At 73.2% G+C, this 15515-nt stretch carries 17 protein-coding genes; 7 read left to right on the forward strand and 10 right to left on the reverse strand.

Translation table 11 applies throughout. The features are described 5' to 3' along the window. Nucleotides 1–4 precede the first annotated feature (4 nt). On the reverse strand, nt 5–1096 hold the full coding sequence (locus LDL48_RS15720) for an FAD-dependent oxidoreductase (protein WP_225255859.1): 1092 nt from the start codon (nt 1094–1096) through the stop codon (nt 5–7). A 127-nt stretch (nt 1097–1223) separates the two neighbouring features. Between LDL48_RS15720 and LDL48_RS15725 the strand changes: the two genes are divergently transcribed. Next, a complete protein-coding gene (locus LDL48_RS15725) occupies nt 1224–2117 on the forward strand; it encodes a formyltransferase family protein (protein ID WP_225255860.1) in 894 nt (297 codons plus the stop codon). Here LDL48_RS15725 and LDL48_RS15730 read toward each other — a convergent pair. Continuing rightward, nucleotides 2088–2264 (reverse strand): hypothetical protein, encoded by a 177-nt coding sequence (locus tag LDL48_RS15730; RefSeq protein WP_225255861.1) that lies wholly within the window; start codon nt 2262–2264, stop codon nt 2088–2090. The genes LDL48_RS15725 and LDL48_RS15730 overlap by 30 nt on opposite strands. 87 nt (nt 2265–2351) lie before the next feature. Between LDL48_RS15730 and LDL48_RS15735 the strand changes: the two genes are divergently transcribed. The 3 genes from LDL48_RS15735 (at nt 2352) to LDL48_RS15745 (ending at nt 4918) form a co-directional block, all read left to right on the forward strand. Beyond that, nucleotides 2352–3176, forward strand: coding sequence for a hypothetical protein (locus tag LDL48_RS15735; RefSeq protein ID WP_225255862.1), 825 nt, complete (start codon nt 2352–2354; stop codon nt 3174–3176). 100 nt (nt 3177–3276) lie between these two features. Next, nucleotides 3277–3864 (forward strand): SigE family RNA polymerase sigma factor, encoded by a 588-nt coding sequence (locus LDL48_RS15740; RefSeq protein WP_225255863.1) that lies wholly within the window; start codon nt 3277–3279, stop codon nt 3862–3864. Next, on the forward strand, nt 3791–4918 hold the full coding sequence (locus tag LDL48_RS15745) for a hypothetical protein (RefSeq protein ID WP_225255864.1): 1128 nt from the start codon (nt 3791–3793) through the stop codon (nt 4916–4918). The genes LDL48_RS15740 and LDL48_RS15745 overlap by 74 nt, the downstream gene beginning before the upstream one ends. Here LDL48_RS15745 and LDL48_RS15750 read toward each other — a convergent pair. Genes LDL48_RS15750 through LDL48_RS15765 form a run of 4 tightly spaced genes read right to left on the reverse strand, consistent with a single transcriptional unit; the run spans nt 4915 to nt 7509 of the window. Further along, entirely contained in the window at nt 4915–5676 is a 762-nt protein-coding gene (locus LDL48_RS15750) for an energy-coupling factor ABC transporter ATP-binding protein (protein ID WP_225255865.1), read from the reverse strand. The two genes, LDL48_RS15745 and LDL48_RS15750, sit on opposite strands and share 4 nt — an antisense overlap. Next, nucleotides 5673–6434 (reverse strand): cobalt ECF transporter T component CbiQ, encoded by a 762-nt coding sequence (gene cbiQ, locus LDL48_RS15755; protein WP_225255866.1) that lies wholly within the window; start codon nt 6432–6434, stop codon nt 5673–5675. The genes LDL48_RS15750 and cbiQ overlap by 4 nt, the downstream gene beginning before the upstream one ends. Next, entirely contained in the window at nt 6434–6814 is a 381-nt protein-coding gene (locus tag LDL48_RS15760) for a PDGLE domain-containing protein (protein ID WP_225255867.1), read from the reverse strand. The genes cbiQ and LDL48_RS15760 overlap by 1 nt, the downstream gene beginning before the upstream one ends. Continuing rightward, nucleotides 6811–7509: an energy-coupling factor ABC transporter permease gene (locus LDL48_RS15765; protein ID WP_225255868.1), complete on the reverse strand. Its 699-nt coding sequence runs from the start codon at nt 7507–7509 to the stop codon at nt 6811–6813. The genes LDL48_RS15760 and LDL48_RS15765 overlap by 4 nt, the downstream gene beginning before the upstream one ends. A 165-nt stretch (nt 7510–7674) precedes the next feature. On the opposite strand from LDL48_RS15765, the gene LDL48_RS15770 reads away from it, so the two are divergent. Then, a complete protein-coding gene (locus LDL48_RS15770) occupies nt 7675–8634 on the forward strand; it encodes a helix-turn-helix domain-containing protein (protein WP_225255869.1) in 960 nt (319 codons plus the stop codon). Here the strand turns inward: LDL48_RS15770 and LDL48_RS15775 are convergent. The 4 genes from LDL48_RS15775 to LDL48_RS15790 all read right to left on the reverse strand — a co-directional run bounded on the left by LDL48_RS15775 (nt 8627) and on the right by LDL48_RS15790 (nt 13307). Continuing rightward, nucleotides 8627–9463 carry a nitroreductase/quinone reductase family protein gene (locus LDL48_RS15775; protein WP_225255870.1) on the reverse strand — a complete coding sequence of 279 codons (837 nt, stop codon included), beginning with the start codon at nt 9461–9463 and terminating at the stop codon, nt 8627–8629. The two genes, LDL48_RS15770 and LDL48_RS15775, sit on opposite strands and share 8 nt — an antisense overlap. 515 nt (nt 9464–9978) lie before the next feature. Beyond that, entirely contained in the window at nt 9979–10857 is an 879-nt protein-coding gene (locus LDL48_RS15780) for an NAD(P)-dependent oxidoreductase (RefSeq protein ID WP_225255871.1), read from the reverse strand. Nucleotides 10858–11620: 763 nt separating this feature from the next. Then, complete coding sequence (locus tag LDL48_RS15785) at nt 11621–12241, reverse strand: L-threonylcarbamoyladenylate synthase (RefSeq protein ID WP_225255872.1); 621 nt, start codon at nt 12239–12241, stop codon at nt 11621–11623. A gap of 10 nt (nt 12242–12251) precedes the next feature. Continuing rightward, nucleotides 12252–13307, reverse strand: a complete 1056-nt coding sequence (locus tag LDL48_RS15790) for an endo-1,4-beta-xylanase (RefSeq protein WP_225255873.1) — start codon at nt 13305–13307, stop codon at nt 12252–12254. A gap of 204 nt (nt 13308–13511) precedes the next feature. On the opposite strand from LDL48_RS15790, the gene LDL48_RS15795 reads away from it, so the two are divergent. Both LDL48_RS15795 and LDL48_RS15800 read left to right on the forward strand, forming a co-directional pair. Then, complete coding sequence (locus tag LDL48_RS15795) at nt 13512–14222, forward strand: polysaccharide deacetylase family protein (RefSeq protein WP_225255874.1); 711 nt, start codon at nt 13512–13514, stop codon at nt 14220–14222. A 10-nt stretch (nt 14223–14232) separates the two neighbouring features. Continuing rightward, complete coding sequence (locus LDL48_RS15800; RefSeq protein WP_225255875.1) at nt 14233–15504, forward strand: SGNH/GDSL hydrolase family protein; 1272 nt, start codon at nt 14233–14235, stop codon at nt 15502–15504. The last annotated feature ends 11 nt before the right edge of the window (nt 15505–15515 follow it).

Here is a 15515-nt window from a genome sequence, read left to right on the forward strand (position 1 = left end):
GGCGTCAGGCCGGCGCCGTGGTCCACCGGATCCGCGGGTCGGGGAACGAGCCGTCGCCGAACAGCACCCGGGACGCGGCGGCCCGCCCCGGCCCGGTCCGCAGCAGCGGGAAGGCGGCCGCCACCGCGGCCGGTGACCGCACGCCGCTCAGGGCGCGGCGCATCAGCAGCCGCCCCCGGAACCGCCTGCGCAGCGCCGCCCCGTCGTAGTGCCGCAGCACCGACACGTCCCCGGTGCGCAGGTAGTCGCCGGTCACCGCGGCGGCCAGCTCGGACAGGCGCAGGCACGGGTCGAGGCCGCCGGCGGTCAGCGGCGACACCGCGCCGGCCGCGTCGCCGACCAGCAGCCCGTCCGGTCCGGCCAGCCGCCGGAGCACGCCGCCGACCGGGATCGGCCCGCCCCGGCGGCGCACCGGACCGGTCGCGGCCGGCAGCGCGCCGAACCGCCGGCCGAACGCCCGCACCAGCTCGGGCAGCGGCCCGGCCAGCCGGTCCGGCCGCCCGGCCAGCCCCACGTGGGCATGCCGGCCGTCGTCGACCACCCAGGCCAGATAGCCGGGCGCGAGCCGGGGGTCGACCACGCAGTGGAACGTGGGCGGGGCGCCGCCGCCGGCCACCGGGAACACCTCCTCGGCGCCCACGATCAGGTGCCGGTTGACGTCCAGCCCGAGGCGGCGCGCGACCGTCGACCGGGCGCCGTCCGCGCCGACGGTGAACCGGGCCACGACGCCGGGTACCGGGTACGAGACGCCGAGCCGGACCCGGGCACCGGCCCGCCGGGCACCGGCCAGCGCGTGGGCGTAGACGCCGGCCATGTCCGCGACCCGGAACTCGTCGCGTGCGCTGACCAGCTCGACCGGCCCGCGCAGCGACGGCGGATAGAGCACCACCCGGCGGATCGGCGGTCCCAGCTGCCCGGCCGGCAGGGCGAAGTCCTCGAGGGTACGGCGGACGAAGATGCCGGTCGTCCGGATGCCCGAGTCGAGGGTGCGCCGGCGGTCGACGACCAGCACGTCGTGACCCTGCCGGGCGAGCAGTCGGGCGGTGTGCAACCCGGCCAGGCCGGCGCCCACGACGAGGACGTCCACGATCTCCATGCCCGCCGACGGTAGCGGCGCGGGGACCGGTGGACGGCCGTCCGCACGACACCTTCACGAACCCTCCGTGGAATCGGCGCCGCTACCGCCGGCGGGCATGGAGATCGTGCGTCCGTATGATCCGTAAATGACCCGGATCGTCATGACCACGCCCGGCGGGCGACGGAGCCGGTTGTTCCTCGATCGCCTGCACCGGCGCGGGATCGTGCTGGACGCGGTGCTGGTGTCGACCGGCGGATGGGGCCCGCCACCGGCCCGGCCGGGGGAGAGCATCCGGCACCGGCTGGTGCGGTGGCCGGCGGCCGCGGTCTGGTCCGCCCGGCGGAAGATCAGCCTGTATCGCCGGACCCACCGGTGGTACGCGTCCCGGTGCCGGCGGGTGATCTCGACCGGGGACCTGGACAGCCTCCGGCTCGAACGGGACCTGCGGCGGCTCGCACCGGACTACCTGGTGGTCGGCGGCGGGGGAGTCCTGCCACCCCGGATCATCGCGACCGCGGGCTCGGGCGTGCTGAACGCGCATCCGGCCCTGCTGCCGTGGGCCCGCGGCAGCGGCGTGACGGGGTACTCGCTCCAGACCGGGACGGCCCTGGGCGCGACCGTGCACCTCGTCGACGCCGGCATCGACACCGGCCCGGTGGTCGCCCGGCGGCTGCTGCCGGTGCCGGCCGGTCCGGCCGGCCTCCGGGAGCTGGAGGTCGCGGCAGACGACCTGGCGGCGGAGTTGCTGGCGGACGTCATCGAGGCTCTGGTGCGGCGCGGCGAGCGGCCGGCCGGGAGCCCGCACACCGAGCGGTTCCCGCTGTTCCGCCTGGCCTCCGCCGCCCTGGACCGGCCGGCGCACGAGGCGCTGGCGGCATCCGGGCGGGCCGCCGCCCTCTTCGACCGCTGGGCGCCGCTGGCCGTCGACGCCCGGTGGACGCTTCCGCCCGGCCCGCTGGCGGCCCCGGGGGAGCCGGGCCCCGCCACCGGGGACGCCGGGCGCCGCCCGTCAGAGACTGCCGCCGAGGGCCTTCGGTGAGCCGAACTTCGTGGCCAGCTTCTGCATGGTGCCGAGGATCGTCAGTCTGGGCCGCACATAGCCGATCTCGGCGCTGTCGAGCGCCGGTGGGTCGCTCGCCGGCGCCGTCCGGTCGGCCGTCAGCTGGTCGCGGTTCTTGACCGTCATCTCAAGGTCCCTTCTGTTCGGCGGGTGTCACCTGAGTAATCTAGTGCGGCTTGTGTCCATCTATGAGGCATATGCTACAAACGATGCATGAACCGCCATCGTCTCCCGGACCCGGTGGGCGCCTACGGCTTCCGGGTCGATCCGGACGTGTTCGGCCGGCGGTACCTGCACGCGGCCGCACCCGACTGGCCGGAACTCACCGTCCAGCTGGGCGTCCCTTCGCCGCCTGAGCAGGACGGGTGGCGAGAGGCGTTCGCCGCCGACGACTGGACGGTGCGGGTCCGCCGCGGCGGTGGCGCCGCCTGGTGGTCCGGTGCCGCCGCGCTGTCCACCGACGCCCGCGTGCATCCGCTGCTGTCGCTGGTGGCGTGCGCGGCGACCCTGGAGCGGGGTGGTGACTGCCTGCACGCCGGTGCGGTACTCACCCCGGACGGCGTGGTGGCGGTCCTCGCCGCCCGCGGCGGCGGAAAGACCTCGACCATGGCCTGGCTGGCGTTCGAGGCGGGCCTGGACGTCTTCACCGATGATCAGCTCACCCTGCGCGACGGTCTGGCCCACGCCGGACCGGGTTGCCTGGACCTGCGCCCCGACGCGGCTGAGCGGCTCGGCCTGCGTTCGCAGGGCCGGGAGGTTCGCTCCGGGGAACGGATCCGGCTGGAGGTGAAGCCACCGGCGTGCCTGCGCGCGCCGGTGATCGGCACCGCGGTCCTCGAATGGGGGCCGGACCTCCGGATCAGCTCCGTACCGCCGCAGGAACGGCTCGCCCTTCTCTGCACCCACCGCACCGTCCCGATGGTGGACGGCGACCTCGGTGTGCCGCTGCGCCTCGCCGCACTGCCGATGCTGCGGGTGCGCCGCCCGCCCACCTTCGACAACCTGCCCCGGATCGCCCGCGCCCTGCTCGACGGCTGATCCGGCGGCCTGGCCACCGACCGGAGAAATCGGTGGACCGGGCGTGCAACCCTGCTGCCCTCGGCGCGCCTCTAGGTGTCGGAGAAGGGAGCAGGACCGAGTGGATGCCGAAGACACCGAGAGCTTCCGCGAGTTCGTCCGCGTCCGGTTCGAGCCGCTGCGCGCCCTGGCGTACGTGACGTGCGGTGACTGGCAGGCCGCGGAGGACGCGGTGGCCGGTTCGCTGGCCCGGCTCTACCTGCGCTGGCACCGGGTGGCGTCGCCGGACGCGTACGCCCGCACCATGGTGGTGCGCGCCGCGATCGGGGAGAAGAGCCGGCCGTGGCGGCGGGAGCGCGCGGTCGGCGACGCCCTGCCCGAGGTGCCCGTGCCGGACACGTCGGCGGACGTCGACGAACGGCTGCGGCTGCAGGCGGCGCTGCGGCACGTACCGCCCCGGCAGCGGGCGGTCCTGGTGCTGAGGTTCCTCGAGGGCCTCAGCGTCGAGCAGACCGCGGAGATCCTGGGGTGCCGGACCGGCACCGTCAAGAGCCAGAGCGCACGAGGGCTGGACACCCTGCGGGCCGTCCTGGCGGCCGAGGACATCACCCTGCGCGGGGAAGAGGGGGAGGACCATGTCGTACCACGTCCGGGACGTATTGGAGTCGGTGCGGGACACGGCGCCGGCGCCGCACACGACCGCCGATGACATCATCGCCACGGCGCGCCGGATCCGGGCCCGCCGGCGGGCGGCGATGGCCGGTGGCGCGGCGGCCTGCCTCGCCGTGATGACCGCGGCGGTGACCGCGCTGGGCCCGTCCGGAACGAAGGCGCCGGGCACCGGGGTGCCGGCCGCCGTGCAGCCGGTGCAGGCCTCGCCGTTGCTGCCGCCGGACACGTTCAGCACCGTGCTCGGCGAGTACCGGGTGGGCCCGTACCGGATCGGCCCGGTCCGTCAGGTCACCGCCGGATACCAGCAGCTGCCGGTTCACCGGGACGGGCTGACCTGGCCGGCCGACGACGGTCGCCGGTTCCCGCTCGCGGACGGGATGATCACGGTCTACCGCCCCGGCGTGTACCACCCGGACCGGCTCGGCCGCGACGACCCGAGCGGGGTGTACGGCGTCCCGTCCCCGCTCACCGTGGCCGGCCGTCCCGCCGTCTCCCGTACCGTGTCGAAGTCGGTCTCGGTGGGCTCCGCCCCGCCCTCGCCGGCGCCGGACGGCCACGTGCGCACCGCGCTGGCGTGGCAGTACGCGCCGGACGCCTGGGCCACCTACGTGCCGACCTCGGTGGACCGCGACGAGTCCGCCGCGGACGCCCTGCGCATCGCCGCGGCGGTGACCCCGCGACCGGAACGGGAGCTGCGGGTGCCGTACCGCCTCGACGTCGTTCCGGACGGCTGGCAGACGGTCGCGGTCACCGAGACCCGGGAGAAGGACGGCACCGTGCTGTCCGAGGTCTACCTGCACAAGGGGCCGGTGCCGGACGCCCGCCTGGCCGGGCAGGTCGACATCCGGCTGCCCGGCGTGCACATCGTGGTGATGAAGGCCCAGCCCAAGGACGAGCGGATCCGCGGCCGGAACGGCGTGCACTGCTATCCGCCGCAGGCGGCCTGCACGGTGGTCCTCGGCGAGTACCTGATCGACGTGGACGGCCGCGGTGCCGGGGACCTGACCGAGGCCGACATCCGGCGGATCGTGGACGGGCTGCAGCCGGTCGACATCGCCGACGTCGGCGCCTGGCTGCCGGTGAAGGACTAGTTTCCGGCGGGGCGCGCCGCCGCCGGGTCGAAACCGAACGGCAGCTCCAGCCGGTGCGCGTGCAGCAGCTCGCGGTCGGCCAGCAGGTCCGGGGTGGGTCCGTCGGCGACGATCCGGCCGGCGTCCAGGATCACCGACCGCGGGCACAGCTGCAGCGCGTACGGCAGGTCGTGGGTCACCATCAGCACGGTGACCGGCAGGCCCTGGAGGACCTCGGCCAGCTCGCGCCGGCTGGCCGGGTCCAGGTTCGAGGAGGGCTCGTCGAGCACCAGGATCTCCGGGCGCATGGCCAGCACCGTGGCCACCGCCACCCGGCGGCGCTGGCCGAACGACAGGTGGTGCGGCACCTGGTCGCGGACGTCGCTCATGTCCACCGCGGCGAGCGCCTCGTCCACCCGGGCGGCGAGTTCCGGTCCGCGTACCCCCAGATTCGCCGGGCCGAACGCGACGTCCTCGGCGACCGTGGGCATGAACAGCTGGTCGTCCGGGTCCTGGAAGACGATGCCGACGCGGCGCCGGATCTCCGCGACGGCGGCCCGGTCGCGCGGGTCCACCCGGGCCCCGGCGATCTCCACCGTGCCGCCCCCGCCGTGCAGGATGCCGTTGAGGTGCAGCACCAGCGTGGTCTTGCCGGCCCCGTTCGGGCCGAGCAGGGCCACCCGTTCGCCGGCGCCGACGGTCAGGTCCACGCCGGTGAGCGCCACGCTTCCGTCCGGGTAGGCGTAGTGCAGGTCCTGGATGCGCAGCGACGGGGTCACTGCAGCACCGTAACCACGGCGATCCCGGCGGCCGTCGCGGGGAGCAGCGCGGCGGCGGCCCACTGCCCGGCGGTGACCGGGGCCCGGTCCGGCCGGGGCAGCCGTCCGGTGTAGCCGCGGGACAGCATGGCCAGGTAGACCCGCTCGCCGCGCTCGAACGCCCGCAGGAACAGCGCGCCGATGCTGATCGCGAACGCCTTCACCTGCCAGAGGAACCGGGGGTCGTACCCGCGGGACAGCCGCGCGATCCGCATCCGCCGCGCGTCGTCGACCAGGATGTCCAGGTAGCGCAGCATGAACGTGGCGATCTGGGTGAACACCACCGGGCAGTGCAGCCGGTCCAGCCCGCCGATCAGGTCGCGCATGGTGGTGGTGCCGGCCAGGACCAGCGACGCGAGTACGCCCAGCGTGCCCTTCGCGGCGATGTTCCAGGCGCCGTAGAGCCCGTCCACCGACAGCGACATGCCCAGCCAGGTGACCCGTTCCCCGTGCCCGGCGAACGGCAGCGCGACGGCCAGCAGCACGAACGGCAGCTCGATGGTGGCGCGCCGGGCCAGCCAGCCGGGCCGGATCCGCGCCGCGGCGGCCGCCGCGACGATCAGCAGGGCGTACCCGGCGAACGCGGCGAACTCCGCCCGCGGGGTGACCACCACGACGACGGTGTACAGCACCATCGCGACGATCTTCGCTTCGGCCGGCAGGCGGTGGACCGGGCTGTCGTGGTCCAGGTGGAGCACCGAGGTGTGGCCGGCACCCATCAGGCCGGACCGGCACCTTCCCGCTCGCGGTCGCCGGTGCCCTCCGCGGGCCGGCGGCGGACCAGCCAGAACAGGCCGCCACCGATGGCGAACGTGAGCATCACGCCGAGGATGCCGGACAGACCGGTGGACAGGTGCTCGTTGCCGATGCCGCGGATGCCGTAGTCGGCGAGCGGGCTGTCGCCGAGCTGGTGCTCCCGTTCCTGCTGGAGCATGCAGGTGCCGCCGGTGATCTCGTCGTCCGGCCCGAACGTGCAGCCGGCCCGGGCGGTGTCGTCGAGCCCGTCCGGGCTGGACGAGGCGAACGAGCTGACCACGCCGGCCAGCAGCATCGCGACCAGCAGCCCGCCGGCCAGGAACCAGCCGAGTCGCCTGTTCATGCCGGGACTCCGATCGGCTGGGCGGTCGCGGTGCGGAACCGGCGCAGCGCGTACACCAGGTCGGGGCGGACCCGGACCACCGTGGCGACCGTGGTCGCGGCGATCAGGCCCTCGCCGATGCCGATCAGTGTGTGTACGCCGGCCATGGCGGCCGCGATCGTGCCCAGCGAGAGTTCGGTGGTACCGCCCATCCAGTACTGCAGCACGAAGCCCTGGGACGCCACCACGACGCTCACCACCGAGGCGACGAACGTGGCGACCGCGACGCCGCGGGCCGTCTTCGGCAGCACCCGCAGCAGCACGGCGACCAGCAGATAGCCGGCCGCGGCCCCGAGCAGCGCCATGTTCGTGATGTTCAGCCCCAGCGCGGTGAGCCCGCCGTCCGCGAACAGCAGGCACTGCACGATCAGCACCGTCGCCACGCAGAGCGCGCCGACCCACGGCCCGACCAGCACCACGGCGAGCGCGCCGCCGAGCAGGTGGCCGGAGACGCCGGGCAGCACCTGGAAGTTGAGCATCTGCACCGCGAAGATGAACGCCGCCACCAGCCCGGCCATCGGGGCGAGCCGGTCGTCCAGGTCGGCGCGGCTGCGCAGCACGCAGAAGGCCAGCGCGATCGCGGCGACCACGGCGAACACCGCGGACACCTGGCCGTTCACGATCCCGTTGGCGATGTGCATCGCCGTGACGTCCATGCGGCCTCCCTGGGCGGTCTGGTCCGGGCCAGCATATTGGGCAGAGATTGCTGTTGCAAAGATGTGGCAACAAGGGTTCGATCCATCGCGGGCGATCCACGTCACAGCCACCGATCGCGGATTGGACCGCGGCCGGTGCCGCCCGCGCTTGGCACAGTGCAAGACGTGAAGAACGTCGCTGTGCTCATGCCGGCCACCGTGCGGCCGTTCGAACTCGCCATCTACTCCGAGGTCTTCGGCATCGACCGCACCGCCGACGGGGTACCCGCCTTCGACTTCGCCGTCGTCTCCGAACACCCCGGCGTACCGGCCCGCACGCTCGGCGGCCTCCAGATGACCGCGTCCGCCGGCCTGGACCGGATGGCCGAAGCCGACCTCGTCGCGATCGCGCCCGGCGAACGCGTCGACGAACCGGTCAGCGACGCCGTGGCCGAGGCACTGCACGCCGCGGTACGCCGCGGCGCCCGCGTGGTCGCCGTCTGCTCGGCCGCGTTCACCCTGGCGGCGGTGGGACTGCTCGACGGCCGCCGGGCCGCCACCCACTGGATGTACGCCCCGGAACTCGCCCGCCGGTACCCGCGCACCACGGTGGACCCGGACGTGCTCTACGTCGACGCCGACCCGGTGTTCACCTCGGCCGGCACCGCCGCCGGCATCGACCTGTGCCTGCACCTGGTGTGCCGCGACCACGGCGCCGCGGTGGCCAACGCGATAGCCCGCCGGATGGTGGTCGGCCCGCACCGGTCCGCCGACCAGGCCCAGGTCGTGGAGACCCCGACCCCGGACGTACGCCACGACAACGGCATCGACGCCGTGCTGGACTGGTCGATGCGCAACCTGCACCAGAACCTGTCGGTGGACGTGCTGGCCCGGCGGGCGTACCAGTCGCGGCGGTCCTTCGCCCGCAGGTTCCGCGCCGCGACCGGCACCACGCCGTACCGGTGGATCGTCGACCAGCGCATCCGGCGCGCCCAGGCCCTGCTCGAATCGGAGCCGGCCCTGACCGTCGAAGACGTCGCGACGCACACCGGGTTCCCGTCACCCGGCATGCTCCGCCAGCATTTCCACCGGCGTCACGGCTGCTCGCCGTCGGAGTACCGGGCCCGGTTCGTGCCAGTCAGCTGACCCCGTCGAGCACCGGGATCAGCGCCTCCTCCTCGTAGTCGAGGTGCCGCTCGACCTCGGTGGCGAGCCGGTCCACCTCGGCGCGCAGGTCCGCCCGGCCCACACCGGAGTCGCCGAGCACCCGCTGCAACCGCGCCACCAGCGCCGCGATGGCGTCGTGTTCGCCCCGCAACCGGTCCAGCACCGGAGCCAGGTCGGGCCGTTCCCCGCCCAGCCGCCCGAACAACGCCCGATCCTCCATCGTGTGATGAGCGTGCAGGCCGCCGCACACGGTCAGGCAGTTGATCCGCAACTGGGCACCCAGCACCGGCCCGGACCCCGCCACCTCGACGCGAATCCGGCCCAGCTCCCGGCGGAACGCGTCGTGGATCAGCCGGAGCCCCTCGCCCATCGTGGTGGCGCCGGTGCGGGGCGGCCCCGGAATCTCGGTCAGCGCCACCACCGGCAGCGCCCGGTCCGTCCGGGCCTGATAGTCGGCCCAGCCCGGATCGGCCTCGACCGCCCGAGCGAACGCCCGGTCCCGTTCCGCCCCGGCCAGAACCGTGGCCTCCGCCTCGTACGTGAAGATCCCGTCCTCGACGGTGACCACCGGATGGGCCAGCAGGTTGTGATACCACGCCGGGTGCCGCGGCGCGCCGGCCGCCGACGCGATGACGAGCACCCGCAGGCCGCCGTCCGGCAGATACCCCACGGGTACGGTGTGCGGCCGGCCGGACCGGGCGCCGGTGGTGGTCACCAGAATCAGGCGGGCGCCGTCGAGCCAGCCGCGTACCCGGCCGTGGTTGGCGCGGAACTCCTCGATGACGGGAGTGTTGAAGTCGTTGGGCATTCGTCGCTTTCGGTGTTCGGGCCACGGGGACGACGTGGCGGGTTGAGGTCTTGGCTGGGTGGCTCCTTGGGCCGGGTGGCGTCGGAGGAGCCGCTGCTCAGCGCGTCGACTGACGCCCTGCGCCGGGTGCTGTCTGCGCCGAGCCGCTGGCGCTGAGCCGCTGGCGTTGGCGTTGGCGTTGAGCCGCTGGCGTTGGCGTTGAGCCGCTGCCGCTGCCGCTGGGTCGCTGCTGCTGTGCCGCTGGCGCCTGCACCTGGCCGGCACACCGCACCTGGACTCCGGCGCTGGGCCTGGCGCTGGCGCTGGGCCGCTGGGCGCTCGTGGTGGAAGCGCCGACTGGCTGGCCGGCGGACTAACCACCTAGCTGGTTGGCGGGGCGCGGGCAGGCGGCCGATGGGACCGCCGGACGGTCACGCGCCGGCCGGGTGCCCCACTCGGTAATGGCTCAAGGCCGACCCGGCAGTCACGAGGAACACCTTATCGGCCCGGGCCGCCCGGCGCTGCCCCGTCGCGTCTCAGCCGGCGTCCTTCGTCCGGGCCGCCACGGCGTGCACCACCGCCGCCATGTCCGCGTCGCCGTGCCCGAGCGCCACCGTCTCCCGGTACAGCGCCTGGCACACGTCCAGCAACGGTGACGCCACCCCCGCCGCCCGGGCCGCATCGACGATCAGGCCGTTGTTCATCAGCACGTCCCGGATCGAGGCCTGCACGGCGAAGTCCCCGTCCACCAGCTTCGCCGCCTTGATCGTGGAGACGCTGCTGGCCATCGGCCCGGCGTCCAGGACCTCCCGGAGCCGCTGCAGGTCGACACCGTGCCGCTCGGCGAAGTGCACCGCCTCGGCCAGCCCGGTGACCATGCTGATCAGGAAGATGTTGACACTGAGCTTCATCAGCAACGCCTGCGGAGCGTCCCCGCACGTCACCACTTCCCGGCACATCGGCGCCAGCAACTGGCGTACCTCCGCGACCGCGTCCGGGTCACCGGCCACCATGCTCACCAGCTGCCCGTCCTCAGCCGGACGGCGGGACCCGGACACCGGCGCCTCGACGTACCGCCCGGCGGCCGCGCGCACATCCGCGGCGAGCGCCCGCGAATACCCCGGTGACGTAGTGCCCATCGGCACCACGATGTGCCCGGCCACGAGCGACGCGAAGCCCGGGGTGCCGCGCTGCAGAGCCTCGTCCACGGCCTGCTCGTGGGCGAGCATGAGAAACACGACCCGGGTCCGCTCGAACACCCCGGCAACGCTGTCCGCCACCTCGGCGCCCGCCGCCCGCAGTGCCTCCCCGGCCGCGGCGGACCGGTTCCAGACGACGAGCGGCGTGCCCGCCCGTACCAGATTGAGCGCCATCGGCCGCCCCATGACTCCAAGCCCGACAAAGCCAACCCTCATGCATCCGACGGTACGGCCTCGGGCCCTCGCCGCCCCGTCACCTTGATGCGCCGTCCCCCGGCCAGTTTCCGCCCAAGCACTCACGCCTCGGCAGGGCGAGGCGGCGGTGCGAGCCGGCACCCGGGCCCACCGAACCGCTGTACCTGCGCGCGGGACTTGCCGGCTTGTGTGGGTTTGGGGTGCGGTGGTTGCCGGGGTTCCGCACGGCGGGGTGGGGGTTGTTGGCGTGTGTGGGTTTGGGGTGCGGTGGTTGCCGGGGTTCCGCACGGCGGGGTGGGGGTTGTTGGCGTGTGCGGGTTTGGGGTGCGGTGGTTGCCGGAATTCCGCACGGCGGGTGGGGCCTGTTGGCGTGTGTGGACTGGGGGTGCGGTGGTTGCCCGGGTTCCGCACGGGCGGTGGGGCTCGCTCGCGTGCGTGGAGTGCGGGTCGTGTGGCGACCTCCTCGCCCCCGGACTCCCGCGCGTCCGGGGCGCTCACTGCCCCCGCGACCCCTCAAGAAGGACGGTGGCTCGATCTTGGAGTTGTGGCGGGACAAAAGCCGAATCCCACTGACAATCCAGGCACCGCAAGTCCAAGATCGAGGCACCGTCGCTTAACGACGCACCTTGGCCGCGGGGCGGGCGCTGCCGCGGCGGGCGCTGCTACGGGGCGGGCGCTGCCGCGGGGCGGGCGCTGCCGCGGGACGGGTGCGCCGAGGGACGGGTGCGCCGGGGGACCGGCTCGGCCACGGGACGGGCTCGGCCACAGGGCAGCTGTGCCGCGATCACTCGAACCGGGACGGATCTCCCGCGCCTTTGCGGAGGATCTCGGCCTCGCCGGAGGAGAAGTCGATCACCGTGGTGGGTTCGGTGCCGCACTCGCCGGAGTCGACCACCGCGTCGATCTGGTGGTCGAGCGTTTCCTTGATCTCCCAGCCCTGCGTCATCGGCTCCTCCTCGCCCGGCAGCAGCAGCGTGCTGGAGACCAGCGGCTCACCGAGCTGAGCGAGGAGGGCCTGGGCCACGGCGTGGTCCGGGATGCGTACTCCGACCGTCTTCTTCCTGGGGTGCAGGAGCCGGCGCGGGACCTCCCGGGTGGCCGGGAGGATGAACGTGTACGGGCCGGGTGTGGCCGCCTTGATGGTGCGGAACAGTGCGTTGTTGATGGTCACGAACTGGCCCAGCTGGGCGAAGTCGCTGCACATCAGCGTGAAGTGGTGCCGTTCGTCGAGGTGCCGGATCTCGCGGATGCGGTCCAGCGCCTCCTTGGTGCCCATCCGGCAGCCCAGCGCGAAACAGGAGTCGGTGGGGTACGCGATCAGGCCGTCGTCGCGGACCAGGTCCACGAGTTGCTGGATCGCGCGGGGCTGCGGATTGAGCGGGTGCACGTCGAAGTACTTCGCCACACGGCGAAGCTTAGGCGGCCAGTCTCAGCGTGTCCCGGACGGCGGCGTACGCCGGCTTGCGGACGTAGTTTTCATCCATCAGGGTGGCGTAGCCCTCGCCGGTGAACACGCCGGGCACCCACGAGTATTTGTCGGTGAAGCCCCAGACGGTGTACGACACGCAGCGCTGGGCCAGCAGGCAGGCGCGCAGCAGGTTGTTGTAGCCCTCGGCCTGCGCCTGCACCTTGGCGGTGTCGGTGGGCAGCAGCATGCGGACGTCGACCTCGGTGAACGCGGTGTCCAGGCCGAGCTTCTCGAACCGGCGCATGTTGTCGAGGACGTCGGCCGGGAAGCCGTACTGGACGGCCAGGTGGCCCTGCATGCCGTACCCCTGTACCGGCACGCCCTCGGACTTGAGCTGCTTGATCAGGTCGTAGTAGGCGTCGCTCTTGGGGTTGATGCCCTCGTTGTTGTAGTCGTTGACGTAGAGCTTGGCCTTCGGGTCGGCCTGGTGGGCCCAGCGGAACGCGTCGGCCACGTAGCCGGGGCCGAGGTTGCGCAACCAGATGGTGTCGCGCCAGGAGCCGTCGTCCTCGAAGATCTCGTTGACCACGTCCCAGTGCCAGATCTTGCCCTTGAAGTGGCGTACCTCGTCGAAGATGTGCTGTCGCAGGATGGCCCGCAGCTGGGTGGGGGTGAAGTCCTCCTCGTTCAGCCAGTCCGGGTTCTGGCTGTGCCAGACCAGCGTGTGGCCTCGTACCTTCTGGCCGTTGGCCTGGGCGAACTCGATCAGGCGGTCGGCGGCGGCCCAGTCGTGCACGCCGCGTTCCGGTTCGGTCAGTTGCCATTTCATGACGTTCTCGGCGGTCACCGTGTTGAACTCGGCCGCGGTGAGGTCGCGGTACTGCGCCTCGTCGGCCAGCGCGTCGGTGTTCACGGCGGTGCCGATGCGCACCCCGGTGCCGCGGGCGGACGCGCGCAGCGTGTCCGAAGCGGACGCGGCGGCGGCCGGTGCGGCGGGGATGATCAGCAGGAACGCTAGTGATGTCAGGGCCACGGCCCCGGGAACGGTATGGCGAAGCCTCATGGCTGGTCCTTGTCTCCGAAACTTCCGTTACTCCGCCGGAACGCTAGGCGTGTGGCGCTCCCGGCGTCAATGGCATCGCATTGATCAACTTCATCAGACATGCGGCTGAAGCTGGGATTTCTTCGGGACTTGACGGCATAGACGACCGGCTTTACGTTACGAGAACTCGACCGGCATATTTCCGAAACTTTCGGAGGCATAGTCGTGCCCCTGTCTTTCCCGTCCTTGACCGCGATGCGCCGCTCCGCGGTGGCGCTGATCGCTGTGGTGGCCTCCGCCACGGCCATACCGGCGCCGGCGTCCGCCGAGCCGCCGACACCGACCATTGTGGACACGGCACGCGGTGCTGGCAACGTCGTGAGCTTCACCTTCGACGACGGCCCGAACCCGCCGGACACCCTGCGCCTGCTGCAGGTGCTGCGCCGGCACCAGGTGCGCGCCGTGTTCTGCCTGTGGGGCGACCACGTCCGCCAGTACCCCGAGGTGGTCCGCCGGATCGCCGCCGACGGCCACGTGCTGTGCAACCACTCGATGCGCCACGACGACCTGACCACCAAGACGGCCGAGGAGATCCGCACCGACCTGCTCGACACCAACGCGGCGATCCGGGAGGCGGTGCCGTACGCGAGCATCCCGTACTTCCGCGCGCCGTACGGCGCCTGGGGGGAGAGCCCGCAGATCGCGGCGGAGCTGCGGATGCAGCCGCTGGGCTGGCGGATGGACATCGCCGACTGGGAACCGCCCGGCGCCAACGCCCTGGTGCAGCGCCTGCGGGACCGGATCACGCCCGGCGCGGTGGTGCTGATGCACGACGGCGGCGGCGACCGCAGCCAGACCGTCCAGGCGGTCAACCGGATCATCCCGGAGCTGCGCGGCCAGCAGTACCGGTTCACCCTGCCCGAGCGCCGTGGCTGAGAGGCGACCCATGTCCAGCAGACGCGAAGTACTGGCGCTGGCCTCGGGTGCGGCGATCGGCGTGGCCGTGGCACCCGGCGCGGCCGTCGCCGGGCCCGGCGACGGTGACCCGGGGTGGGTCGGCACCTGGGCGGCTCCGCCCACCACCGTCCCGCCCGGCCCGCCGACGGTGCTGGCGAACCAGACCGTCCGGCACGTCGTGCACACCAGCATCGGCGGCGACGAACTGCAGATCCGCCTCACCAACGAGTTCGGCGCGGCCCCGCTGCGGATCGGCGAGGTGCGGGTGGCGGTGCGGGCCGGCAGCGGCGCCAGCACCGACACCGTGCCCGGCACCGACCGGCGGGTGACGTTCGGTGGTCGGGGCGCGGTCACCGTGCCGGCCGGCGCGCCGTGCGTCAGCGACCCGGTCCGGCTGCGCGTGCCGGCCGGCGCCGACCTGACGGTGAGCATCTTCCTGCCCGAGCGCACCGAGGCGACCACGCTGTTCGCGTTCGCCTTCCAGGAGAACCAGATCGCGGCCGGGAACGTCACGGCGGCCCGGCGGATCACCCCGACCGGCACGGTCACCTCGGTGCACTTCCTCTCCGGGGTGAGCGTGCGCAGCCGCGGCAGCGCGGTGGTGACGCTCGGCGACTCGATCACCAACGGCGCCAACACCGAGACCAACGCCAACCACCGGTGGCCGGACGTGTTCGCGGCCCGGTTGCACGCCGCCCGGCTGCCGCGCGGCGTGGTGAACGTCGGCATCGCCGGCAACCGGCTGCTGCACGACCCGAACCCGCCCGCGGGCAGCGACGCGGTGGGGTACGCGGCCCTGTTCGGGCACAGCGCCCTGCGCCGTTTCGACCGCGACGTGCTCGCCCAGCCCGGCGCGGGCTACCTGGTCGTCCTGCTCGGCGTGAACGACCTCGGCCACCCGGGCACCGCGGCACCCGCCGCCGAGGAGGTGAGCGCGCTGGACATCATCTGGGGGCACCGGCAGCTCATCCTCCGCGCGCATCAGGCGGGGCTGCGGGCGTACGGCGCCACCATCCTGCCGTTCAAGGGCGACACGCTCGGCTTCTACAGCGCCGGGAACGAACGCAAGCGCGCCGCCGTGAACGACTGGATCCGGCACGGCGGCGAGTACGACGGCGTCATCGACTTCGATGCCGCCACCCGGGACCCGGCCGACCCGCTGCGGCTGCTCCCGGCCTACGACAGCGGCGATCACCTGCATCCCAATGACGCCGGCATGGCCGCGATGGCCGAAGCCGTACCCCTGCGTTTGTTCCGGTGAGGACTCGGACC

This window comes from Jidongwangia harbinensis, assembly GCF_020216025.1.
GTDB lineage: Bacteria > Actinomycetota > Actinomycetes > Mycobacteriales > Micromonosporaceae > Actinoplanes > Actinoplanes harbinensis.

What these genes read in the sequence shown, in the direction of transcription:
- LDL48_RS15725 (WP_225255860.1), top strand. Translation starts at nt 1,224, where the DNA reads ATGACCCGGATCGTCATGACCACGCCCGGCGGGCGACGGAGCCGGTTG.
- LDL48_RS15730 (WP_225255861.1), bottom strand. Translation starts at nt 2,264, where the DNA reads ATGACGGTCAAGAACCGCGACCAGCTGACGGCCGACCGGACGGCGCCG.
- LDL48_RS15800 (WP_225255875.1), top strand. Translation starts at nt 14,233, where the DNA reads ATGTCCAGCAGACGCGAAGTACTGGCGCTGGCCTCGGGTGCGGCGATC.
- LDL48_RS15745 (WP_225255864.1), top strand. Translation starts at nt 3,791, where the DNA reads ATGTCGTACCACGTCCGGGACGTATTGGAGTCGGTGCGGGACACGGCG.
- LDL48_RS15780 (WP_225255871.1), bottom strand. Translation starts at nt 10,857, where the DNA reads ATGAGGGTTGGCTTTGTCGGGCTTGGAGTCATGGGGCGGCCGATGGCG.
- LDL48_RS15765 (WP_225255868.1), bottom strand. Translation starts at nt 7,509, where the DNA reads ATGGACGTCACGGCGATGCACATCGCCAACGGGATCGTGAACGGCCAG.
- LDL48_RS15735 (WP_225255862.1), top strand. Translation starts at nt 2,352, where the DNA reads ATGAACCGCCATCGTCTCCCGGACCCGGTGGGCGCCTACGGCTTCCGG.
- LDL48_RS15760 (WP_225255867.1), bottom strand. Translation starts at nt 6,814, where the DNA reads ATGAACAGGCGACTCGGCTGGTTCCTGGCCGGCGGGCTGCTGGTCGCG.
- cbiQ (WP_225255866.1), bottom strand. Translation starts at nt 6,434, where the DNA reads ATGGGTGCCGGCCACACCTCGGTGCTCCACCTGGACCACGACAGCCCG.
- LDL48_RS15790 (WP_225255873.1), bottom strand. Translation starts at nt 13,307, where the DNA reads ATGAGGCTTCGCCATACCGTTCCCGGGGCCGTGGCCCTGACATCACTA.
- LDL48_RS15720 (WP_225255859.1), bottom strand. Translation starts at nt 1,096, where the DNA reads ATGGAGATCGTGGACGTCCTCGTCGTGGGCGCCGGCCTGGCCGGGTTG.
- LDL48_RS15775 (WP_225255870.1), bottom strand. Translation starts at nt 9,463, where the DNA reads ATGCCCAACGACTTCAACACTCCCGTCATCGAGGAGTTCCGCGCCAAC.